This is a genomic window from Streptomyces sp. NPDC098789, from assembly GCF_044759975.1.
Lineage (GTDB): Bacteria > Actinomycetota > Actinomycetes > Streptomycetales > Streptomycetaceae > Streptomyces.
This window is the reverse complement of record NZ_JBIWAJ010000019.1, coordinates 156,644-180,248: the sequence shown is the minus strand read 5'-3', so window position 1 is coordinate 180,248 and position 23,605 is coordinate 156,644. Positions and strand designations below refer to the sequence as shown.

General features: G+C 70.8%; 14 protein-coding genes. 13 read left to right on the top strand and 1 reads right to left on the bottom strand.

Features of this window, described 5'->3' with window-relative positions:
- The 9 genes from ACIQWR_RS31800 to ACIQWR_RS31760 form a co-directional block, all read left to right on the top strand.
- Positions 1–1,083 (top strand): beta-ketoacyl reductase (locus ACIQWR_RS31800; RefSeq protein WP_404016673.1); only part of this gene is annotated, 1,083 nt, incomplete at its 5' end.
- A gap of 69 nt (positions 1,084–1,152) precedes the next feature.
- On the top strand, positions 1,153–11,319 hold the full coding sequence (locus ACIQWR_RS31795; RefSeq protein WP_404016671.1) for an SDR family NAD(P)-dependent oxidoreductase: 10,167 nt from the start codon (positions 1,153–1,155) through the stop codon (positions 11,317–11,319).
- 152 nt (positions 11,320–11,471) lie between these two features.
- Positions 11,472–12,674 (top strand): macrolide family glycosyltransferase, encoded by a 1,203-nt coding sequence (locus ACIQWR_RS31790; protein ID WP_404016668.1) that lies wholly within the window; start codon positions 11,472–11,474, stop codon positions 12,672–12,674.
- 1 nt (position 12,675) lies between these two features.
- Positions 12,676–13,662 carry an NAD-dependent epimerase/dehydratase family protein gene (locus tag ACIQWR_RS31785; RefSeq protein ID WP_404016665.1) on the top strand — a complete coding sequence of 329 codons (987 nt, stop codon included), beginning with the start codon at positions 12,676–12,678 and terminating at the stop codon, positions 13,660–13,662.
- Entirely contained in the window at positions 13,659–14,894 is a 1,236-nt protein-coding gene (locus tag ACIQWR_RS31780; RefSeq protein ID WP_404016662.1) for a glycosyltransferase, read from the top strand. Before ACIQWR_RS31785 ends, ACIQWR_RS31780 begins: the two co-directional genes overlap by 4 nt.
- A 53-nt stretch (positions 14,895–14,947) precedes the next feature.
- Positions 14,948–16,072 carry a DegT/DnrJ/EryC1/StrS family aminotransferase gene (locus ACIQWR_RS31775; RefSeq protein WP_404016659.1) on the top strand — a complete coding sequence of 375 codons (1,125 nt, stop codon included), beginning with the start codon at positions 14,948–14,950 and terminating at the stop codon, positions 16,070–16,072.
- Positions 16,073–16,085: 13 nt separating this feature from the next.
- Positions 16,086–17,150 carry a glucose-1-phosphate thymidylyltransferase gene (locus ACIQWR_RS31770; RefSeq protein ID WP_404016656.1) on the top strand — a complete coding sequence of 355 codons (1,065 nt, stop codon included), beginning with the start codon at positions 16,086–16,088 and terminating at the stop codon, positions 17,148–17,150.
- Entirely contained in the window at positions 17,147–18,130 is a 984-nt protein-coding gene (gene rfbB, locus ACIQWR_RS31765) for a dTDP-glucose 4,6-dehydratase (RefSeq protein ID WP_404016654.1), read from the top strand. The genes ACIQWR_RS31770 and rfbB overlap by 4 nt, the downstream gene beginning before the upstream one ends.
- The gene (locus ACIQWR_RS31760; RefSeq protein WP_404016652.1) at positions 18,127–19,518 is read left to right on the top strand and encodes an NDP-hexose 2,3-dehydratase family protein; all 1,392 of its coding nucleotides are present in this window, start codon (positions 18,127–18,129) and stop codon (positions 19,516–19,518) included. The genes rfbB and ACIQWR_RS31760 overlap by 4 nt, the downstream gene beginning before the upstream one ends.
- A 21-nt stretch (positions 19,519–19,539) precedes the next feature.
- On the opposite strand, the gene ACIQWR_RS31755 is transcribed toward ACIQWR_RS31760, so the two are convergent.
- The gene (locus ACIQWR_RS31755; protein ID WP_404016650.1) at positions 19,540–20,145 is read right to left on the bottom strand and encodes an acyltransferase; all 606 of its coding nucleotides are present in this window, start codon (positions 20,143–20,145) and stop codon (positions 19,540–19,542) included.
- A gap of 183 nt (positions 20,146–20,328) precedes the next feature.
- On the opposite strand from ACIQWR_RS31755, the gene ACIQWR_RS31750 reads away from it, so the two are divergent.
- From ACIQWR_RS31750 to ACIQWR_RS31735, 4 genes are all read left to right on the top strand, one after another.
- Positions 20,329–21,360 carry a ketoacyl-ACP synthase III family protein gene (locus tag ACIQWR_RS31750; protein ID WP_404016649.1) on the top strand — a complete coding sequence of 344 codons (1,032 nt, stop codon included), beginning with the start codon at positions 20,329–20,331 and terminating at the stop codon, positions 21,358–21,360.
- Positions 21,354–22,124 carry a thioesterase II family protein gene (locus tag ACIQWR_RS31745; protein ID WP_404016647.1) on the top strand — a complete coding sequence of 257 codons (771 nt, stop codon included), beginning with the start codon at positions 21,354–21,356 and terminating at the stop codon, positions 22,122–22,124. Before ACIQWR_RS31750 ends, ACIQWR_RS31745 begins: the two co-directional genes overlap by 7 nt.
- 82 nt (positions 22,125–22,206) lie before the next feature.
- A complete protein-coding gene (locus ACIQWR_RS31740; protein WP_404016644.1) occupies positions 22,207–22,485 on the top strand; it encodes an acyl carrier protein in 279 nt (92 codons plus the stop codon).
- Positions 22,482–23,603: an acyl carrier protein gene (locus ACIQWR_RS31735; RefSeq protein WP_404016641.1), complete on the top strand. Its 1,122-nt coding sequence runs from the start codon at positions 22,482–22,484 to the stop codon at positions 23,601–23,603. Before ACIQWR_RS31740 ends, ACIQWR_RS31735 begins: the two co-directional genes overlap by 4 nt.
- The last annotated feature ends 2 nt before the right edge of the window (positions 23,604–23,605 follow it).

Here is a 23,605-nt window from a genome sequence, read left to right as displayed (position 1 = left end):
GCCGGTGTTCTCGATGACGGTGTGATCGGGTCGTTGACGCCGGAGCGGTTGGCTTTCGTCTTGCGGTCGAAGGCGGATGCCGCACGGCATTTGGATGAGTTGACGCGGGGTCTGGACCTGTCGTTGTTCGTGATGTTCTCGTCGTTGGCGGGGGCGGTGGGTGGTGCTGGGCAGGGTAACTACGCCGCGGCCAATGCGTTCTTGGACGCGTTGGTGGAACAGCGTCGTGGGCTCGGACTCCCCGGCACCTCCATCGCCTGGGGAGGCTGGGCAGGAGACGGCCTCGCGGCGGGGGAGACGCGGGGGAAGTGGGCCCACCGCAGTGGGTTCGAGGCGATGGCGCCCGAGGACGCCCTCGCCGCACTGGACCAGGTCCTCGACCGGGGCGACGAGTTCGCCATGGTCGCGGACGTGGACTGGGCACGGTTCGCCTCTTCGTTCACCACCGTCCGCCGCTCGCCGTTGATCTCGGACCTTCCCGAGGTCGTCCGCCTCCTGGAGACCTCCGGCGAGGTGTCCGATCCGACCGGAGCGGGTGCGGGCGGGTCCTCCTCCGCTTCACTGGGCGAGCGACTGGCGGGACTTTCCCCCGCCGATCGGGCGCACGAGCTGCTCGTGCTCGTACGGACCCACGTGGCACGGGTGCTGGCGCACCCGAACGCCGACGCCGTGGATCCCGACCGGGCCTTCAAGGAGCTCGGGTTCGACTCGCTCACCGCGGTCGAGCTGCGCAACAGGCTGAAGGCCGCCACCGGCCTTTCGCTGCCCGCGACGCTCGTCTTCGACTACCCGAGTCCGGCCGCCCTGGCGGACAACCTGCGTACGCGCCTGGTCCCGGAGGTCGAAGGGGACGCCGCGGAGCAGCCGGGCGACTCCCGGGTGCGCGAAGCACTGGCGTCCATTCCGCTCGCCCGCATCCGGGACGCGGGACTCATGGACATCCTGCTGCGGCTGGCGGAGTTCGAGAGCAATGAAGCCCTTTCCGGAGGTGAGGGCGAGCAGGGACCGGTCGATGAGGAGTCGATCGACTCGATGGATGCGGAAGCCCTGCTCCGAATCGCCTTCGAAAATTCTGATGTCTGATCGATGAACATGAATTCTTCGAATCGCCTCAAACGTTCCTGAATCGCCTGTACCTGCGTGGAGTTGGCAATGAGTAATACGTCTCCTGAGAAGATTCTTGAAGCGCTACGCACTTCGCTGAAAGAAACCGAACGCCTCCGCAAGGAGAACCGTCGGATCGCGGCGGCTTCTCGGGAGCCCATTGCCATCGTCGCCATCGGCTGCCGTTTCCCCGGGGGCGTGACGTCCCCCGAGGGACTGTGGTCGCTCCTGGACTCCGGCACCGACGCCGTCTCCGGGTTCCCCACCGACCGCGGCTGGGACGAGGACCTGTACGACCCGGATCCCACGCGCCACGGGAAGACCTACGTGCGCGAGGGCGCCTTCCTGGAGGGCGTCACCGACTTCGACCCCGGCTTCTTCGGCATCTCGCCGCGCGAGGCGCTGGCGATGGATCCGCAGCACCGGTTGCTGCTGGAGACGTCCTGGGAAGCCCTGGAGCGGGCCGGCATCTCGCCGCAGTCGCTCAAGGGAAGTCGTACCGGCGTCTTCGCCGGTACGAACGGTTCGGACTACGGCGCCCTGCTGCAGCAGACCCCGGAGGGGCTCGAAGGCTACCTGGGCACCGGTAGGTCCGGAGCGGTGCTGTCCGGTCGGGTCTCGTACTTCCTGGGCCTCGAAGGCCCCGCGGTGACCGTGGACACGGCCTGCTCGTCGTCCCTGGTGACCCTGCACCTGGCCGCCCAGTCCCTGCGCAACGACGAGTGCACGCTCGCGCTCGCCGGCGGCGTGACCCTGATGACCACTCCCGGCGCGTTCGTGGAGTTCAGTCGACAGGGCGCCCTGTCGCCGAGTGGGCGCTGCCGGCCGTTCTCCGACGCGGCGGACGGCACGGCGTGGGGCGAGGGCGCCGGAGTCCTGGTGTTGGAGCGGTTGTCCGACGCCCGGCGCAACGGTCACCCCGTGTTGGCGGTCGTCCGCGGTTCCGCGGTGAACCAGGACGGTGCGAGCAACGGTCTGACGGCTCCGAACGGTCCTTCGCAGCAGCGCGTCATCCGCGCGGCCCTGGCCGATGCCCGGGTCTCCGCGGCGGACGTGGACGCGGTGGAGGCGCACGGCACCGGTACGACCCTGGGCGACCCGATCGAGGCGCAGGCACTGCTGGCGACGTACGGCCAGGACCGCCCCGCCGACCGGCCCCTGTGGCTGGGCTCGCTGAAGTCCAACATCGGTCACTCCGCGGCCGCCGCCGGCGTGGGCGGTGTGATCAAGATGGTGTTGGCCATGCGGCACGGCGTACTGCCGAAGTCGCTGCACGTCGGCGAGCCGTCGTCGGAGGTCGATTGGTCCGCGGGCGCGGTCGAGGTCCTCGCCGAGGCGCGGGACTGGCCTGCGGTCGAGGGGCGTCCGCGTCGTGCGGGCGTGTCGTCGTTCGGCGTGAGCGGTACGAACGCCCACGTGATCATCGAGCAGGCTCCGGAGCTCGAACCCGCGCCCGAGGTGGCGCCGGCGGTCGCGGTTCCGGCGGTGGTGCCGTGGGTGCTCTCCGGGCGCGGAGCCGAGGGGCTGCGTGGGCAGGCGGCGGGACTGTCGTCGCGGGTCGAGGGCGATGCGGCCCTGTTCCCGGTGGACGTGGGCTGGTCGTTGGCGGCCGGGCGCGCCGAATTCGACCACCGCGCCGTGGTGATCGGTGGTGGGCTCGAAGAACTGGCTGTTGGAGCAGCCGGGTTGGCACGCGGTGAGTCGGTTCCGGGTGTGGTGGTGGGTCCGGGCGCCGTGGCGGGTGGTGGTCGGGTGGCCGTGTTGTTCTCGGGTCAGGGTTCGCAGCGGGTCGGTATGGGGCGGGAGTTGTACGAGCGTTTCCCGGTGTTCGCGGCGGCGTTCGACGAAGTCTGTGCCGTGTTGGACCGGGAGTTGTCCGGTCATGTGGTGGGTGGTGTGCGTGAGGTCGTCTTCGGTGAGGGGGGTGCTGAGGGCGCGTTGGACGAGACGGTGTTCACTCAGGCGGGTCTGTTCGCCGTGGAGTGGGCGTTGTTCCGGCTGGTCGAATCGTGGGGTGTGCGGCCCGAGTTCGTGGGCGGTCACTCGATCGGTGAGTTGGTTGCCGCGTGCGTGGCGGGTGTGTGGTCGTTGGAGGACGCGGCGCGTCTGGTGGCTGCGCGTGGTCGTCTGATGCAGGCGTTGCCTGTGGGTGGCGCGATGGTGGCGGTGCAGGCGTCGGAGGCGGATGTCGTCGAGCTTTTGGCCGACTACGGCTCGCGGGTGTCGGTCGCCGCGGTGAACGGTCCGTCGTCGGTCGTGGTGTCCGGTGACGAGGACGTCGTGGTCGAGGTGGCGGCGGCGCTCAAGTCTCAGGGTCGTAAGACGAAGCGGCTGGTCGTCTCGCACGCGTTCCATTCGCCGCGGATGGACGCGATGTTGGAGGAGTTCCGCGAGGTCGCGAAGGGTTTGACATACGGGCCTCCGCGGATGCCGGTGGTGTCGAACGTGACGGGTACGGTGGCGACGCCGGATGAGTTGTGTTCGCCGGAGTACTGGGTGCGGCACGTGCGCGGAGCGGTTCGTTTCGCGGACGGCGCCCAGGCGCTCAGGACTCAAGGCGTCTCCGTATTCGTCGAGTTGGGTCCTGAGGGGGTGCTGAGCGCGATGGGAGCGGAGTGTGTGCCGGACGGTGTCTTCGTCCCCGTGCTGCGCTCGGGTCGCGGCGAGGAACGCTCGTTCATAGCCGGTGTGGCGCGTGCGTGGACGCACGGTGTCCCCGTCGATTGGACCCGGGCGTTCGAGGGGACGGGTGCGTCCCGGGTGGACCTGCCGACGTACGCCTTCCAACGCCAGCGCTACTGGCTGGAGAACGGCCCGCAGAGCGGGGGCGACGTGACCTCCGTCGGCCTGGCCTTCGCCGACCACCCCCTGCTCGGGGCGGCCGTGGACCTCGCGGGACGGGACGGGGCCGTCTACACCGCCCGGCTGTCGCTGAAGACGCACCCGTGGCTGGCGGACCACCGGATCGGTGACGTGGTCGTACTTCCCGGATCGGCGCTCGTCGACGTGCTCACCCATGTGGGCGAGCACGTGAACGCCCCCGTCGTCGACGAGCTCGACATCTGCGCACCGATCACCTTCCCGGCCGCGGGGAGCACGACGATCCAACTGAGCGTGGACGCCCCCGAGGCCGACGAGCGGCGCCGGCCGGTGCGGGTCCACTCCCGGATCACCACCGAGGCCGACACCGGCACCGGTACCGGCACGGGCACCGGAATCGACCGGGACGGCTGGACCGAGCACGCCACCGCCACGCTGGCCGTCCGGGACGGCGCGTGGGACGAGAGAGAGGCGCACACCGCCTCGGACCTCGCTTCCTGGCCGCCGCGGAACGCGGTCGAAAGGACGGACCTGACACTTCCCGGCGTACGGGCGGTGTGGGAGTCCGAGGGCAGGGCGTACGCGGACCTGTGCCTGCCCGAGTCCGCCGAGAGCGGTGACTCCGATCGCTACGGGGTCCACCCGGCGGTCCTGGAGACGGCACTGCGGCTGACCGTGCGGCTCGGCCTCGTACCCGACCTCTCCGAAGTCCTCGACCCCGACGCGAGCTGCCTGGCGCACTCGTGGTCCACCGTACGGGCCTACGCGAAGGGCGCGAGCTCGCTGCGCGTACGGCTCACGCCCACGGGCCCGGACACCGTGGCCATCAGCGCCGCGGACGACACCGGGGCTCCGGTGCTCGACGTCGGCGCGGTCGCCCTGCGCGCCTTCTCCCCGCAGGCGCTGCCCACCGACAACCCCTACGGCCGCGACGCCCTGTTCGAGGTCGAATGGGTGCGGGCCGCGAGCGGCTCGGCAGCGGCCGCGGACGACCGGTGCTCGTACGCAGACCTGGCGGACGGTCGGACGGTACCGTCCGTCGTCGTCTTCGAACCCGGGGCCGGCGATCCGGACGGCTCCCTGCCCGAGCGGGTGCACGCCGTCGGGCAGCACGTCCTGGAGGTCCTCCAGCAGTGGCTGGCGGAACCGAAGGCGGCGTCGTCCCGTCTGGTCGTGGCCACCGCGACGTCGGCGGGAACGGACGACGAGCTCGTGGCCGAGTCGATCCGCGGTCTCGTGCGCTCCGCCCAGTCGGAGAACCCGGGACGGTTCGTCCTCCTGGAGACCGACCGGCTCGACGAGGAGACCCTTCGTACGGGCCTGGCAGCGACCGGAGCGACCGGAGCGGACGAGCCGCGGATCGCGGTCCGCGAGGGGCGTGCCCACGTCCCCCGCCTGCGCCGTGCCGTGGTGCCCGCCCTGCCCGCCACCGACCTCGGCCTCGCCGACGGGGCGGTGTTGGTGACCGGAGCGACCGGGGGACTGGGACGCCTGGTGACCCGTCACCTCGTCGAGACCCACGGCGTGACCGAGCTGGTGCTGGTGTCCCGCTCCGGCCGGGACGAGCAGTGGGCCGACGAACTGGAGGCGCTGGGAGCCTCCGTACGGATGGTCGCCGCCGACGTCGCCGACCGCGAGGCCATGGCGGCTGTCGTGGACTCGCTCGGCGACCGGCTGATCGGCGTCGTCCACACCGCGGGCATCGTCGACGACGCGGTGGTCGCCACCATGGAGGAGGGGCAGTGGCACGCGGTGCTGCGGCCCAAGGTCGACGCGGCCTGGCACCTCCACGAACTGACGGCCGGCCTGGACCTGCGCGCCTTCGTGCTCTTCTCCGCGGCCGCCTCGCCCTTCGGCGGCGCCGGGCAGGGCAACTACGCGGCGGCCAACGCCTTCCTCGACGCCCTGGCCGCGCACCGGCACACCCTCGGACTCCCCGCGGTCTCCATGGCCTGGGGGCTGTGGGGACCCGAGATCGGCGGCATGGGCGGACGGCTGGGCGACACCGACCTGACCCGGATGGCACGCCTCGGCATCCTGCCCATCTCCGCCGAGCAGGGCCTGGCCCTGTTCGACGCGGGCCTCGTCAGCGCGCGGCCGACGCTCGTCCCCGTACGCCTCGACCTGCCCGCCCTCCGTGACAACGGCCAGACGCCCGCCCTGCTGCGCAGCCTGGTGCCGTCCCCGGTCCGGCGCGCGGTGACCAGCGGCGACGCCGCGGCGAGCACCCGCACGGGGACCCCGGCGGACGCCCTCGCCCACCAGCTGACCGGACTGGCTCCGGCCGACCGGCACAAGCACCTGCTCGACCTGGTGCGCGACAGCGCCGCGACGGTGCTGGGCTACGCCTCGGCCCACGCCATCGACGCCCACCGGCCCTTCAAGGACGTCGGATTCGACTCCCTGACCGCCGTCGAACTGCGCAACCACCTCGCCGCCACGACCGGTCTCACGCTCTCGGCCACGCTGGTCTTCGACTACGCGACGCCCACCGCACTCGCGCAGCACCTGAGCTCCGAACTCCCCGGCGCGACGGACGGCGACGCCGGTGCGGGGCGGACCGTGGCCGGGACCCCGTCGGCGCCGGCCGCCGCGACGGACGACGATCCGATCGTCATCGTCGGAATGGGCTGCCGCTTCCCGGGCGGCGCGAACTCCCCGGAGGAGCTCTGGCAGCTGCTGGCCTCCGGAGGTGACGCGGTGACCGAGTTCCCGCAGGACCGGGGCTGGGACATGGCGACCCTGTTCGACCCCGATCCCGACCGCATCGGCAAGAGCTACGTCCGGGAGGGCTCCTTCCTGGAGGGCGTGGCCGACTTCGACCCCGGGTTCTTCGGAATCGCACCGCGCGAGGCCCTCGCCATGGACCCGCAGCAGCGGCTGCTCCTGGAGACCTCGTGGGAGGCGATCGAACGGGCCGGCATCGACCCGTCCACGCTGCGCGGCAGCCGGACCGGTGTCTTCGCCGGAACGAACGGCCAGGACTACAGCGCCCTGTTGTTCCGCTCGCCCAACGAGTCGGACGGCTACCTCGCCACCGGAATCTCCGCCAGCGTGGTGTCGGGCCGCCTCTCGTACACCTTCGGCCTCGAAGGCCCGGCGGTGTCCGTGGACACCGCCTGCTCCTCCTCCCTGGTCACCCTGCACCTGGCCGCCCAGGCGCTGCGTGCGGGGGAGTGCACGCTCGCCCTGGCGGGTGGCGTCACGGTCATGTCCACTCCGGGCCTGTTCGTGGAGTTCAGCCGCCAGCGGGCCCTCTCGTCGGACGGCCGCTGCAGGGCGTTCTCCGATGCGGCGAACGGCACGGGCTGGGGTGAAGGCGCCGGCATGGTGCTGCTGGAGCGGTTGTCGGACGCTCGGCGCAACGGTCACCCCGTGTTGGCGGTCGTCCGTGGTTCCGCCGTGAATCAGGACGGTGCGAGCAACGGCCTGACCGCGCCGAACGGTCCGGCGCAGCAGCGGGTGATCCGCGCTGCGTTGGCGAATGCGGGTGTGTCGGCGGCTGATGTGGACGTGGTGGAGGCGCACGGTACGGCTACGACGCTGGGCGACCCGATCGAGGCGCAGGCGCTGCTGGCGACGTACGGGCAGGAGCGTCCGGCCGAACGGCCGCTGTACCTCGGCTCGTTGAAGTCCAACATCGGTCACACGCAGGCTGCTGCCGGTGTAGCCGGTGTGATCAAGATGGTGCAGGCGCTACGGCACGGGATCATGCCGGAGTCGCTGCACGTCGGTGAGCGGTCGTCGAAGGTGGATTGGTCGGCGGGTGCGGTCGAGCTGCTGAGCGAGGCGCGCGAGTGGGTGCCCGGTGCTGTTGACCGGGTCCGTCGTGCGGGTGTGTCGTCGTTCGGTGTGAGCGGTACGAACGCGCACGTGATCCTTGAGCAGGCTCCGGACGTCGACCTTGGGGTTGAGGTGGTCGAGGCGGCGCCGGTGGCCGTGCCGTGGGTGGTGTCCGGCCGTGGGGCGGAGGCCGTGCGGGATCAGGCTGGTCGGCTGGCATCGCTCGTCGAGTCCGGCGGTGTGGGTCTGTCGCCTGTGGATGTGGGTTGGTCGTTGGCCGCGGGGCGGGCGGAGTTCGAGAACCGTGCTGTGGTCATCGGTGGTGCGTTGGGTGAACTCGCGTCTGGCATTGGTGCGTTGCGTGATGGTCTGCCGGCTTCGGGTCTGGTGGAGGGTGTGGTTTCAGGCTCTGGCGGCCGGGTGGTGTTCGTGTTCCCGGGTCAGGGTTCGCAGTGGGCGGGGATGGCGGTGGATCTGCTGGATTCCTCGCCGGTGTTCGCCGGGCGGATGGCCGAGTGTGGTCGGGCGTTGGCGGAGTTCGTGGACTGGGATTTGGAGGCGGTGGTTCGTCAGGCTTCGGGCGCGCCGTCGTTGGAGCGGGTGGATGTGGTCCAGCCGGTTTCGTGGGCTGTGATGGTCTCCCTCGCCGAGTTGTGGCAGTCCTTCGGCGTGAAGCCGTCCGCTGTGGTGGGTCATTCGCAGGGCGAGATCGCTGCGGCTTGTGTCGCGGGTGGGCTGTCGTTGCAGGATGGTGCTCGTGTGGTGGCGCTGCGGTCGCAGGCCATTGCGGGCAGCCTGGCTGGGTTCGGCGGGATGATGTCCGTCGCGCTGCCTTTGGCGGAGGTGGAGTCCCGTCTGGTGGGTTGGGCTGGTCGGCTGGAGGTCGCGGCGCTGAACGGCCCCACCTCCACCGTTGTCGCCGGTGAGCCGGAGGCGCTGGACGAGCTTCTCGCCGCGTGCGAAGCGGAGGGTGTTCGGGCCCGGCGGGTTGCGGTGGATTATGCCTCGCACACCTCGCATGTGGAGCGGATCGAGGGCGAACTCGCCGAGGTGCTGGCGCGCGTACAGCCCATGGCCGCACGGGTGCCGTTCTTCTCCACGGTGGAGGGGGATTGGCTGGACACGACGACTCTCGATGCCGGGTATTGGTATCGGAATCTGCGTCAGACGGTCCGTTTCCAGGGTGCGATCGAGGATCTGGTCGCGCAGGGGCACGGCACCTTCATCGAGGTCAGTGCGCATCCCGTGCTGACGATGAGCGTCCAGGACCAGGCCGAATCCGCTGTTGTGGCGGGCACGCTGCGCCGCAATGAGGGCGGTCTGGACCGGTTCTACGCCTCGCTTGCCGAGGTGTGGGTCCAGGGCGTGGACGTCGACTGGGCTGGCGTTTTCGAGGGGACGGGCGCGTCACGGGTCGAGCTGCCGACGTACGCGTTCCAGCGGCGCCGCTACTGGCTCGACGCAGGTGCCTCCGCCACCGGCGACATGGCCTCGGTGGGTCTGCTGCCCGCAGACCACCCCTTCCTCGGCGCCGCGATCGAGCTGCCCGGCTCGGACGGGATCGTGCTCACCGGACGGCTGTCGGCGCAGGCACATGCGTGGCTGCCCGCACACGGCGCGGAGGGGGCCGCGCTGCTGCCCGCGACGGCGTTCGTGGAGATGGCGCTGAGGGCCGGCGACGAAGTCGGCTGCGACGTGGTCGACGAGCTCACGCTCCAGGCACCCCTGGTACTGCCCGCGCAGGGCGGTGCCCAGCTCCGGGTGCGGGCCGCGGAGCCGGACTGGACGGGGCGCCGCAAGTTCAGCGTCCATTCGCGGACCGAGGCCGGATCGGCCGACGCCCCGTGGGTGTGCCACGCCACGGGCGTGCTGACCACCGGCGACGGTTCGACGCCGGCATGGGACCTGGTGTCCTGGCCGCCGGCAGGAGCCGTGGCGGTGGAGAGCGAGGAGCTGGACGGCCTCTGGCAGGGGGCCGACGGTGACGTGTTCGCCGAGGTGAGCCTGCCCGGTGCGGACGAGCAGCAGGGGGAAGCGGCCCGCTACGGTCTGCACCCGGCGCTGTTCGACGCCGCTCTGGACGCCGCTCGGGTCCTCGCGAGCGCGGGGGAGGACGCGGGCCCGAACGGGCCGTGGCTCCCCTCCTCCTGGCAGGGCGTTTCGCTGCACGCCGTCGGCGCTGCGGCGCTGCGGGTGCGGATCACCGCCACCGGACGGCTCGGCGCGTTCTCGATCGCGCTGGCCGATGCGACCGGTGCCCCCGTGGCGTCGGTCGAGGCGCTCGCGCTGACCCCGCCGGACGCTGCCTGGCCCGGTGGTGACGCCGTGGGCGCCCCGGAGAAGTCCGGGCGGCCCGCCACGCGTCGCAGCGGGCCGCGGCGGACCGCCGCACCGGCCGGTGCGACCGGCACCGCCGGTGGAGCGGACCTGCGGCGGCGGCTGGCCGGGCTCGCGGAAGCGGACCGGACCCAGCTGCTGTCCGACCTGGTGCGTGCCGAGACGGCCGTGGTCCTGGGACACCCCGGACCCGAGACCGTCGACCTCCACCGGGGGTTCTTCGAGCAGGGCTTCAACTCGCTGATGTCGGTGGACCTGCGCAACCGGCTCGGTGCGCGGACCGGGCTGCGCCTGCCGACCGGGTTCCTCTTCGAGTACACGAAGCCGACGTCGGTGGTCGCACACCTGCAGAAGGTGCTCACCGGCCCCGACGCTGCCGACGGGTTCGACACCGCCGGCGGCCCGGCGACCTCCGGTACGCGGGCCCCGGCGCCGGCCGCGGGCATCGAGGCGATGTTCCGTCAGGCGCACGCCAGCGGGCAGCACACGGCGGGCAACGAGCTGATCATGGCGGCGTCGAGCCTTCGGACCGCCTTCGACAGCGGGTCGGCCGCGGAGCACCTGCCGGAGCCCGTGCGGCTGGCCGTCGGGCCGGCGCGGCCCACGCTGTTCTGCCTCCCCGCCGTGGTGGCGACCGCGGGTCCCCAGCAGTACACCCGCTTCGCCGAGCACTTCCGTGACCGGCGCGACGTGACGGTCGTACCGCAGCCCGGATATCTGGAGGGCGAGAGCATTCCGGCCGACATGGCGGCGCTCGTCGAACTCCACGCACAGGCACTCGTGCAGGCCGCCGGGGACGATCCGTTCGTGCTCGTGGGCCACTCCGCAGGCGGTCAGATCGCCCACGCCGTCACCGCGCACCTGGAGGTACTCGGCTCCGCACCCGTGGCGCTGGTCCTGCTGGACGTGCCCTGGCCCGACGACGACGAGGTCAACAACGACGTCGGCGTGGCGATGCTGGGCGTGGTCTTCGACCGCGAGGCGAAGCTGGGCGGCGGCATCATGAACGACACCCGGCTGAGCGCCATGGGCGGATACCACCGGATCCTCGGTGGCTGGCGCCCCGAGCCCATCAAGACGCCCACGCTGCTCGTCCGTGCCACCGAGCCGATGTGGACCTCCTCCGGAGACCCGGAGCACGCACACGTGCTGCACATCGACTGGAAGCTGGAGCACACCGCCAGGGAAGTGGCGAGCGACCACTTCGGCATCGTGGAAGAGCACGCGGAAGCCACGGCGCGCGTCGTCGAGGCATGGCTCGACGAAATGGCCTGAGGGCTCCTTTCGACTCCGGCCGGCAGTAGTAGAAGTCCTTTCCATCGTTGGCCTTCGACCATTGATCCCTGATCTTTGATCGCGCATTCATGCACTCACGCATTCACGCATTCACGCATTCACGCATTCCGCAGTGAACTGGAGTCATTCCCTTGAAGAAGCACATAGCCGTACTCGGCGCCCCCTACCAAGGACACGTGAACCCCACCCTCGCGGTGGTAGCCGACCTGGTGGGACGAGGGCACCGGATCACGTACATCACGACAGAGCAGTTCTCCGGAGCGGTATCGGCGGCCGGCGCCAAGGCCATCACGTACGAATCGGTCTGGCCCGCCAACCGCAGCGTGCCGGCGGAGATGACGGCCGAAGAAATGGTGAAGGGTCCGCTCCAGCTCCTCCGGGAGAACATCGCGGTCGCGACCGCCGCCGAGAACGAACTCGCCGCGGATCTGCCCGATCTCGTGCTGTACGACACGCTGATGAACTGCGGTGCGCGGGCCCTCGCCGAGAAGTGGGAGACGCCGGCCGCGCAGATCATTCCGCTGCTCGCGTCGAACGAGCACTTCTCCGTGATCCAGGCGCTGTCGGAGGAATTCCCCGCTATCGACCCGCAGCACCCGGCGCTGGTCGAATTCGGGATGAAGCTGGTCGAGTTCCGGGCCGGACACGGTCTGCCCGCACCGGGCCCCGGTGACTTCCTCGCCGCGTCGGAGGACCTCAACCTGGTCTGCGTCGCCGCGGACTTCCAGCCCGCCGCCGAGACCTTCGACGACCGCTACGTCTTCGTCGGCCCGGGCCTCGCGGCCCCCGCGACCCGGCCGACGTGGACCCCGCCGCAGGGCGGTGCGCCCGTGCTGCTGATCGCACTCGGCACGCTGTTCAACGAGCGCCCGGACTTCTACCGAGCGTGCGCCGAGGCGTTCGCGGACCTGCCCTGGCACGTGGTGATGGCGACCGGCGACCACGTGGACCCGTCGGACCTCGGTGACCTGCCCGCCAACTTCGAGGTGCACCGGCAGGTGGCGCAGCTCGCCGTACTGGAGCACGCCGACGTCTTCGTGACGCACGCGGGCATCCGCAGCACGATGGAGTCGCTCGCCGCCGGCACGCCCCTGGTGGCCGTCCCGCAGTCGGTGGAGCTGGACTTCAACGCGCGCCGGATCGCCGACCTGGGCATCGGTGTCCGGATCGCCCGGCAGGAGGTCACGCCCGAGGCCCTTCGCGCGGCCGTGCTGAAGGCGGCCGAGGACACGGAGATCCAGCAGCGGGTGGCCGACATGGCGGAGCGGGTCCGTGCGGCCGGCGGCGCGACCCGCGCCGCCGACGAGGTCGAGGCGTACCTTGCCCGGCGCTGACATGGCACCGGACTACTGGGCCGACCGGACCGTCATGGTCACCGGCGGACTCGGCTTCGTGGGCTCGCACGTGGTCGAGGAGCTGCTCGGCCGGGGCGCGCGCGTCCTGTGCCTGTACCGCAGTGACAGGCCGGACGTGCGGGCCGAGTTACCCGCGACCGAGTTCCTGTCGACCGTGCGCGTCGACATCCTCGACTACGAGGCGCTGCTGGCCGCCGCCGAGACGGTGCCGCACATCGACGCCGTCATCAACTGCGCCACCCTCGACGGCAACATGGAGTTCCTGCTGGAGCACTCGGGCCGGATGTTCGACGAGAACGTCCGCATGGTCTCCAACGTGCTGCAACTGGCCCGTCACTGCAAAATGCAGGACGTGGTGCTCATCAGCTCGGCCGAGATCTACTCGTACGAGAGCGAAAAGCCGATGCGGGAAGAGGACGACCACCGCCGGCACATGGAGTTCTCGCCCAACGGCTACCGGATGTCCAAGATGTTCACCGAAGTGGCCGCGGATCTCCACCGCGAGCAGTTCGGAATGCGCATCTACACGCCCCGCCCCACCAATGTGTACGGTCCGCGGGACGATTTCGGTACGACCACCAATCACGTCATTCCGAACATGCTGATGAAATTGGCGTCCGGTGAGGACGTCGAAATCTGGGGCGACGGAAGTCAGACCCGGACCTTCATACACGTCAACGATCTCGTGCGCGCGATCTTGTGTATGGTTCAGTCCGCGGAGCACACAACGCTCAACATCGGTACTCCGGAATCCATTTCGATCCGCGATCTGGCCCATCTTCTGGCCGCGGCGACCGGGCGCACGAACGGCGTCCGCTTCGATCTGGACAAACCAGTGGGGGCCGCCCGTCGCGCGCTCGACCTCGAAAGATTCCACAGCGTCGTCGATTTCACTCCGAGGTCCTTGAAGAGCGGCATAGCCGACACAGTCCAGTGGTACCAAAAGAACTTGCAGAGGGTCCGATGAAGGTTTCATTGCAGACGTTCGGGACGCGAGGCGACGTCCATCCCTTCGTGGCGCTGGGGATCGGGATGCGCGAGCGCGGGCACGACGTGTCCGTGGCCACGTCCGTGGACTTCCGGCCGATGGTGGAAGAGGCCGGGCTGGAGTTCCGGGAGATTCCCGGCAACAGCGCCGACTACTTCGCGGCCCCCGCCGTCATCAAGGCGATCCGCAAGAGCCCGTCGTCGATCCGTACGGCGATGGCCATGGAGCGTCCCACGATGGACGAGGTGACGAACTCCCTGGAGAAGATGCAGGAGGCCGCGGAGGGCGCCGACTTCCTGCTCACCTCGCTGATCCCGCGCGGCGCGGGTTACGCCGGCCCCGGGCTCCCCTGGGGCACCGTCTCCTGGTGGCCGATCACCGAGACCCGCGAGTTCCGCGCGTACAAGACGCCGGACCTGCCGCTGGGTCCGGCGTACACCAAGCTCACCCACACCCTGTCCGCGCAGATGGAATGGGCCTGGCAGCGCCCCGCGGTCAACAAGCTCCGCGCCCGCCAGGGCCTGTCGCCGGTGAAGAAGTCGCCCGTCGGCCGGCTCGGCGTCGAGCAGCCCATCCTCTATCCCTACAGCCCGGCGTTCATGCCCCCGCCGGCCGACTGGCCCGCGCACGCGCACGTCACCGGTTACTGGGTCCGCGAACGCCCCGACCAGGAACCCCCGGCCGGCCTGGCCGACTTCATCGACGGCGGCTCGAAGCCGCTGGTGCTCGCCCTCGGCAGCGCCTGGCCGGTGTACGGCGAGGAGACCTTCGCCCTGGTGCGCGACGCGGTACGCCGCGCCGGGCGCCGGCTGATCGTGGTCGGCGGACCGGAGGGCACCGGGTCCGACGACGTGTTCCGGGTGCAGGAGGTCGACTACGGCTGGCTCTTCCCGAAGGTGGCCGCCGTCATCCACGGCGCCTCGTTCGGTACGACGGCCGACGTGCTGCGCGCCGGCGTTCCGCACGTGACCCTGCCCTGCTGGGCCGACGGCCCCTACTGGGCGGACCGGCTCGCCGAACTGGGCCTCTCCACCCCGCCGGTGCCGTTCCAGAAGATGACCGCCGAGAAGCTGCGCCACGCCGTCGCCACCGTGATCGGCGACCCCGGCCTGGCCGAGCGGGCCGCCGCGATCGGTGCGCGCGTGCGCGCCGACCGGGGCGTCGAGACGGCCTGCGACGTCATCGAGTCCTGGGGCGACCGGGCGCTCTGACGGCGCTGTTCACGCACCCCCCTTTCACCACCGCCTTGGAGGCTGACCCACCCATGACCACGTACGTCTGGGACTACCTGCCGGAATACCACGAGGAACGCAAGGACATCCTCGACGCGGTCGAGACGGTCTTCGACTCGGGCCAGCTGGTGCTCGGCGCGAGCGTCCGCGGCTTCGAGGAAGAGTTCGCGGCCCACCACGGCGTCCGCCACTGCACCGGCGTGGACAACGGCACCAACGCCATCAAGCTCGCCCTCCAGGCGGTCGGTGTGGGCCCCGGGGACGAGGTGATCACCGTGTCCAACACGGCCGCCCCGACCGTGCTCGCCATCGACGGCGCCGGCGCCACCCCCGTCTTCGTCGACGTCCGGGCCGACGACTTCCTGATGGACACCGACCAGGTCGCCGCCGCCATCACCCCCCGCACCAAGGCCCTGCTGCCGGTGCACCTGTACGGCCAGTGCGTGGACATGGCACCCCTGGAGGCCCTCGCCGCCGAGCACGGCCTCGCCCTCGTCGAGGACTGCGCGCAGGCGCACGGCGCCCGTCACCACGGCAGGATCGCCGGTTCGATGGGCGACGCCGCCGCCTTCTCCTTCTACCCGACGAAGGTCCTGGGCGCCTACGGCGACGGCGGCGCGGTCCTCACCAACGACGACGACGTCGACCTCGCCATGCGGCGGCTGCGCTACTACGGCATGGACAAGGTCTACTACGTCGTCCAGACCCCCGGCCACAACAGCCGGCTGGACGAAGTGCAGGCGGAGATCCTGCGGCGCAAGCTCACCCGCCTCGACGCCTACGTCGACGGGCGCCGCGCCATCGCCCGCCGCTACGAGGAGGGACTCGCCGACCTCACCGGCCCGGGCGGCCTGCTGCTGCCCAAGGTCAACCCCGGCAACGACCACGTCTACTACGTGTACGTGGTCCGCCACCCCCGGCGCGACGAGATCATCGAGCGCCTCAAGAACGAGCACGACATCTCGCTCAACATCAGCTACCCCTGGCCGGTGCACACCATGACCGGCTTCGAGCACCTCGGATACGGCAAGGGGTCCCTGCCGGTCACCGAGGAGCTGGCCGGGGAGATCTTCTCGCTGCCCATGTACCCGTCGCTGGCCCCGGACCTCCAGAGCACCGTCATCGGTGCCCTGCGCGACGTCCTCACGACCCTCTGAGAAGGAGTCACCGGTGAAAGCGCTGGTACTGTCCGGCGGTATGGGGCTGCGGCTGCGGCCGTTCAGCCACTCCCTGCCCAAGCAACTGATCCCGCTCGCCAACAAGCCCGTGCTGGTGCACGTCATCGAGGCGCTCAAGTCCCTCGACGTCACCGAGATCGGCATCGTGGTCGGAGAACGCCCGGAGAAGATCGCCGCGGTCCTCGGCGACGGCGCCGAGCTGGGCGTCCGACTCACCTACATCCAGCAGGACGAACCGCTCGGCCTCGCCCACTGCGTCGCCATCGCCCGCGACTTCCTGGGCGACGACGACTTCGTCATGTACCTCGGCGACAACGTCCTCACCAACGGCGTCGTCGAGATGGCCCGGGAGTTCCGCGCCCAGCGCCCCACCGCACAACTGGTGGTGCACAAGGTGGCCGACCCGCGGGCGTTCGGTGTCGCCGAGGTCGACGAGGACGGGCGGGTGCTGCGCCTCGTCGAGAAGCCCGAGGACCCGGCCAGCGACCTGGCGCTCGTCGGCGTCTACTTCTTCACCCCGGCCATCCACGAGGCCGTGGCCGCCATCGGTGCCAGCGCCCGCGGCGAGCTGGAGATCACCGACGCCATCCAATGGCTGGTGGAGAGCGGAGCCGACGTACGCGCCCGCACCTACACCGGCTACTGGAAGGACGCCGGTCGCATCGACGACGTGCTGGCCTGCAACCGCGAACTCCTCGACGGGATCAAGCCCTGCGTCGACGGCGAGGTCGACTCGGAGAGCGAGCTGATCGGCGCGGTCGTGGTCGAGGCGGGCGCCCGCATCGTCCGCTCGCAGATCATCGGCCCCGCGGTCGTCGGCGCCGGGGCCCTGATCGAGGGCAGCTCCATCGGCCCGCACACCTCCATCGGCGAGGACTGCCTGCTGCGCGGGGCCGAGGTCAGCGACACGATCGTGCTGGCCCGTGCGAGCGTCCAGGGCGTCCGGTCCATCCGCGGCTCGGTCATCGGCCGGGAGGCCACCGTCACGGCGGCGGGCACCGACGGCTCCCACCGACTGATCGTCGGGGACCACGCGAGCGTGGAGGTGGCCGCGTGAAGCTCCTGGTGACCGGCGGCGCCGGCTTCATCGGGTCCTGTTACGTGCGCACCCTGCTCGACGGCGGCTACGCCGGGTACGAGGAAGCCCACGTCACCGTCCTGGACAAGCTGACCTACGCCGGCGACCGGACCAACCTCCCCGCCCGGCACGAGCGGTTGACCTTCGTCGAGGGCGACGTCTGCGACCAGGAGCTGCTGCGGGACCTGCTGCCCGGACACGACGCCGTGCTGCACTTCGCGGCCGAGTCGCACGTGGACCGCTCCATCGAGGACCCGTCCGTCTTCGTCCGCACGAACGTCGTCGGCACGCAGAACCTGCTGGAGGCGTGCCTGCGCACGGGAGTCGAGCGGGTGGTGCACGTGTCCACCGACGAGGTGTACGGCTCGATCCCCAGCGGCTCGTGGACCGAGGAGTGGCCGCTGGCCCCCAACTCGCCCTACGCCGCCTCCAAGGCGAGCAGTGACCTGATGGCCCGCGCCTACGCGCGCACCCACGGCCTCGACGTGTCCGTCACGCGCTGCTCCAACAACTACGGGCCCTACCAGCACGTCGAGAAGCTGATCCCGCTGTTCGTCAGCCGGCTGCTCGCCGGCGAGAGCGTGCCGCTGTACGGGGACGGCTCCAACGTCCGCGAATGGCTGCACGTCAGCGACCACTGCGAGGCGCTGCAGCTGGTCCTCACCAAGGGCCGCGGCGGTGAGGTCTACAACGTGGGCAGCGGCGGCGAGCTGACTAACCATCAGATGACCGAGCTGCTGCTCGACCTGTGCGGTGCCACGTGGGAGAGCGTGCGCCGGGTGACCGACCGCAAGGGTCACGACCTGCGCTACTCGCTGGACGACAGCAAGATCCGCGAGGAACTCGGCTACGCGCCCGCCGTCGACTTCGCGCGGGGGCTCGCCGACACCGTCGCGTGGTACCGGGCCCACCCGGAGCGGCGGAGTGCGGCCACGGCGGAGCGGGGAGCGGCGGCGTGACGGCGGTCCTGACGCACCCGGGCGCCCTGCGCAGCTGCGAGGACGCGGCCCTGCCCGGCCGACTGGCGGCTTCGCAACGGGCCCGCCACGGCGTCCAGCTGTCCCTGGAAGCGTTCGACGCCTGGCTGGAGGAGCGCAGGGAGGCCCATCCCTTCCAGGTCGAGCGGGTCCCGTTCGCGGCCGCGGAGGGCTGGAGCTTCGATGACGCCACGGGCAACCTGGTGCACCGCAGCGGACGGTTCTTCAGCGTCGAGGGACTGGCGGTACGGTCCGCCGAAGGGCCGGTGGGCGAGTGGCACCAGCCCATCATCCGGCAGCCGGAGATCGGCATCCTCGGCATCCTGGTCAAGGACTTCGGCGGGGTGCCGCACTTCCTGATGCAGGCGAAGATGGAGCCGGGCAACCCGAACCTGCTCCAGCTGTCGCCCACCGTGCAGGCCACGCGGAGCAACTTCACGGGTGTTCACCGCGGTGCGCCCGTCCGCTACCTGGAGTACTTCGCCGGGGCGGGGCGCGGCCGGGTGATCACCGACGTGCTGCAGTCCGAGCACGGCGCGTGGTTCTACCGCAAGCGCAACCGCAACATGGTCGTGGAGGTCGACCCGGGGACCGAGGTCCCCCTGGCCGACGACTTCTGCTGGCTCACCCTGGGCCAGTTGAACGACCTGCTGGCGCGGGACAACGTGGTCAACATGGACTCCCGTACGGTGCTGGCCTGCCTGGCCCCGCTGCTGCCCTCCGCCGAGCGGGCGGACGGCGCCCTGACGCCGACCGCCGAACTGCTGGGCTGGCTCACCGGGCAGCGCAGCGAGCGCGAGATCGAGGCGACCCGCATCCCGTTGCGCGAGACGCGGGGCTGGCACCGGAGCGCGACGGAGATGGCCCGCGAGGACGGCCGCTACTTCAGCGTGGTGGCCGTGTCCGTCCGGGCCGGCAACCGGGAGGTGACCGGCTGGCACCAGCCGCTCTTCGCCCCGCGCGGGCCGGGCGTGGTCGCGTCGGTGGTGCGCGAGGTCGGCGGAGTGCCGCACGTGCTGATGCGGGCCCGCGCCGAGCCGGGCTTCCGCAGCGCGGTGGAGCTCGGCCCCACCGTGCAGTGCGTGCCGGAGAACTACGACCCCGCGGACCGGCCGCCGCTGCTCGACTACGTCCTGAACGCCGATCCGGCCAGGGTGCGTTACGACGCCGTCCAGTCGGAGGAGGGCGGACGGTTCCTGAACGCGGTCTCCCGCCACCTCATCGTCGAGGCGGACGAGGCCCTCCCGGACCGGCTGCCGCCGGACTTCGCGTGGTTCAGCGTGCCGCAGCTGAACGCACTGCTGCGGCACGACCACTACGTCAGCGTGCAGGCCCGTACCCTCCTGGCCTGCCTGAACTCCTTGTCCTGACGGGGCCGTCGGCCGCCCGGATCACGCGGGGTCGGCGTCCCGGCGCAGTACGTCGGTGGCGACCTCGGTGTACGCCTCGCCCGTGACCGGGCAGTGGAAGCGGCCGTCGCCCCGGTCCTCCAGGGGCACACCGGCCCGCCCCACCCACTTGATCCGGCGGGCGGGCGAGCCGGCCACCAGGGCGTGGTCCGGCACGTCCCGGGTCACCACGGAACCGGCCGCGACCAGGGCCCAGCGCCCGACGGTCACCGGGGCGACGCACACGGCCCGGGCGCCGATCGAGGCGCCGTGGCGGACGGTCACCCCGACCGGCGTCCAGTCCTGCGGCCCCTTGGCCGCGCCGTCGGGGGTGAGGGCGCGCGGGTGCGGGTCGTTGGTGAGCACCGCGGCGGGGCCGATGAACACGCCGTCCTCGACCCGGGCCGGCTCGTAGATCAGGGCGTAGTTCTGGACCTTGCAGTCGGCCCCGAGCGTCGCTCCGGGGCCGAGGTAGACACCGCGGCCGATGGTGCAGCCGCGACCCACCACGGCGTCCTCCCGGATGTGGGCCAGGCCCCAGACGGTCGTTCCGTCGCCCACCGTCGCGTTTACGTCGACCTCGGCGCTGGGGTCAATATGGGGGGTCATCGATCCACCTTCAGTAGAAATCCGCAATGCTCTATGGATAGCCGAAAGACTGTCACAATTTCGCCGTGACGAAGGTCACGTCAACACTGTATGGCCCCCGTATGTCAAGTCGGCTTGACAGGGTGATCCACTCTCGATTTAGGTGGACGTTGTACAAGCGGGGAGACAGGGGAGGTTTTCGTCATGAAAATAAATGGTGTCTTTATCGATTCGCTCGGGGTGCACCTTCCGGAATGGGTGGCCTCCGCCGAGGCCGAGGGTGCGAGCGATTACGCGCGCGGAGAGTTCGCCGCGGCCGGCCTGAAGGGCACGCACGTGGCCGGCGACGTACCGGCCGCCGACATGGCCGTCCTCGCTGCCCGCAGCGCCGTCACGCGCTCGTCGGCGCATCTGGAGGCGATCGACTACCACGTCCACGGCAGCGTCTACTACCAGGTGCCGGAAGGGGCTTACGCGCCGGCCTACGTGCTGCGCGAGCTGGGCGCCGGGGAAATTCCCTCGCTCGACGTGCAGCAGGGCTGCAACAGCATGCTCGGCGGCCTGGAGGCGGCGATCGGCCAGATCACCGGCGTGGCCAAGCGGAACAACGTGCTGATCACCACCGCGACGAACTTCAGCACCCCGCTGATCAACCGGTGGGGCGATTTCGGCACCTCTTCCATTTTCTCCGACGGAGCCGTGGCCGCGGTCGTCAACGGGCGCAGCGGATTCGCCGAGGTGCGGTCCCTGACTTCCGGCACGCTGCACAGCCTGGAGCAGTGGCACCGTGGCGAGGAATCGCTTCTGCCGCCCGACGGCGGAGACCGCAAGTATTTCAACATGGGCGAGCGGTCGCAGTATTTCGTCGACAATGTCATGGGATTTGCCGAGCTCTTCGAGAAGTTCGGTAAATTCGATCTCGGAATCATCAACGAGGCCATTGTCGACGCGGGTCTGACCAGCGAGGAGATTTCGAAGGTCATCTCCATCAACGTGGACAAGAGGATGACCGAGCACGCGCTCATGCGTCCCCTCGGCATTCCCATGGACCGGCTGGTCTGGGAGTACGGCAGCTCGGTCGGCCACGCCGGCGGCGCCGACATCTTCATCACGCTGGAGCACGCCGTGCGCACCGGCGAGCTGGTGCCCGGCGACCACGTCCTGATGACCTCTCAGGGTCCGGGCTGGGTCTGCTCCGCCACCGTGCTCACCATCGGGGAACTGCCGGCGTGGTGAGCGTGGACACCGGCGCGTGGATCCACCGGTACGCCCCGGCCCCCGACGCGCCGACGCGGCTCGTGTGCCTCCCGCACGCCGGCGGCTCCGCGTCCTTCTTCCTGCCCGTCGCCCGGGCGATGTCGCCGGAGACCGACGTCCTGTCCATCCAGTACCCGGGGCGCCAGGACCGGCGCCACGAACCGTGCGCCGACTCCATCGAGGAGCTCGCCCACGGAGTGGTCGAAGCGCTGGGCCCCTGGCTGGACCGGCCCGTCACCCTCTTCGGGCACAGCATGGGCGCCATGGTGGCCTTCGAGGTCGCCCGGCTCCTGGAGGACGCGGGAACGGTACCGCTCGGGGTCATCGCCTCCGGCCGCCGCGCCCCCTCCCGCACCCGCCCGCAGCCGGACCTCGTGCACCTGCGCGACGACCGCGGGCTGATGGAGGAGATCCGGCAGCTGGAGGGCACCGACGCCCGGCTGCTGGAGGACGAGGAACTGCTCAGGATGATCCTGCCGGCCATCCGCGGCGACCACCGGGTGGTGGAGACGTACGTGTACCGGCCCGGCCCGCCGCTGACCTGCCCGGTGCTCTCCCTCATCGGTGACACCGACCCGCAGGTGACGGACGACGAGGCGGGTTCCTGGTCCGCTCACACCACGGGGCCGTTCACGAAGACGGTGTTCCCCGGTGGCCACTTCTACCTCAACTCGCAGGCCGCGGACGTGATCCGACTGATCTCCGAACACATCCGCACGACGCGCGCCCCGGTGGCGCGCTGAGCGGTACGGCTCCGCCGGACCGCCCCCTCGCACTGCCCTCACGATCGGGGCCGAGCACATACGACGGAAGGTCGATCGAGAAGTGAATCCCGACCGGGACAGCATCGCCGAGGAAGTCAAGCGCGTGGTCATCGCCGAGCGCGGGCTCTCCCTCCAGCCGTCCGAACTGGCCGACGGAGAACCGCTGGACGGCGGGCTCCTCAAGATCTCGTCCATGGCGCTGCTCGGCATCCTCACGCGGCTGGAGGACGAGCTCAGCGCCGGCCTCCCGGACGACCTCTTCGCAGGCCGCTCGTACAAGACCGTCGACGACCTCATCGCCCTGGCGGCCGACGCCGCCGAGGAGGCCGGGTCCCGGTGAGCGACTTCCCCGTCCACGCGGACCGGCTGGACTGCCTGCAGGCCAATCTGGCCCTGCTCGCCGACCGGCACCACGGTGCGGGCACCCACCTGCGCCTCGGCGCGACGCTCCGCTTCGCGCCGCGTCCGGCGCCGGCGGGCTCGCCCACCGGCCTGGCGACCGTCGAGCCCACGCTCGACCAGCACCTGGACGACGCGGCGGATCTGCTCGGCCTCGCCGTGGCGGAACGCCGCCGGCACGCGCCCGGCTCCCCGGTGGAGGTCGACGCCCCGCTCTACGTGGTCGCCGACGCCCACCACCTGCCGTGGGGGCCGTACCACGGGACCAAGCACGTGGAACACAGCTTCCTGGTCGAACCGGACGGCGACGGCCTCGCCATCGGCGACGCCTATCACAACGACACCCAGTGGGGCCCGGCCCGGCCGCTGCGGCGCGGCTGCTCCCGGGCCGATTTCGCCGCGCTGATCGCGGCGCTCCCGGAAGGGGTCGAGAGCGTGCGCTTCGCCCCCCGGGCGCTCGCGGCGCCGCCCGAGCCCCGCTACCTTCCGGGCCCGGTCACGGCGACGGAGTACCTGCGCGGCTACGCCGAACACCCCGACCGGCGGGCGGCGCTCGAAGCCTTCACGCTGGAGACCTGGCTGCTGGCCCGCTCCAGGAGGCTGCACGCCCTGTACGCCGCCGAACGCGCGGGGGAGCCGCTCGGTGAGGACGTGCAGCTGCACCTCGGCGCCTGGGACGCCCTCGTCGAACACGCCTACCTGGCCTTCCGGCGGGTCGACCGCGGCCGGGCCGAGCCCGGCGGCCTGTGGGAGCGCGCGGCGCAGGCGCTGCACGCGGACACCGCGGCCTTCGCGGTGCGCGGCGCGGTGCGGGCGACGGTGTCCTCGGTGCTCGGCATCGCGGAAGGGGCGCTGGAGACCGGTGTGCTGACGGTGCATCCGGAATTCAATTCCCTCCGCATGGTCGAGATCGTGGAGACCCTCGAAGACCGGTTCGCCGTGGAGTTCGATCCGGCCGATCTGGTGCCCGAGAACCTCCAGCACATCGAGAGCCTGTCCGCGCTGGTACGGCGCGCGCTCGGCGACGCAAAGAACGACTTCACCACGAAAAGGAATTGATC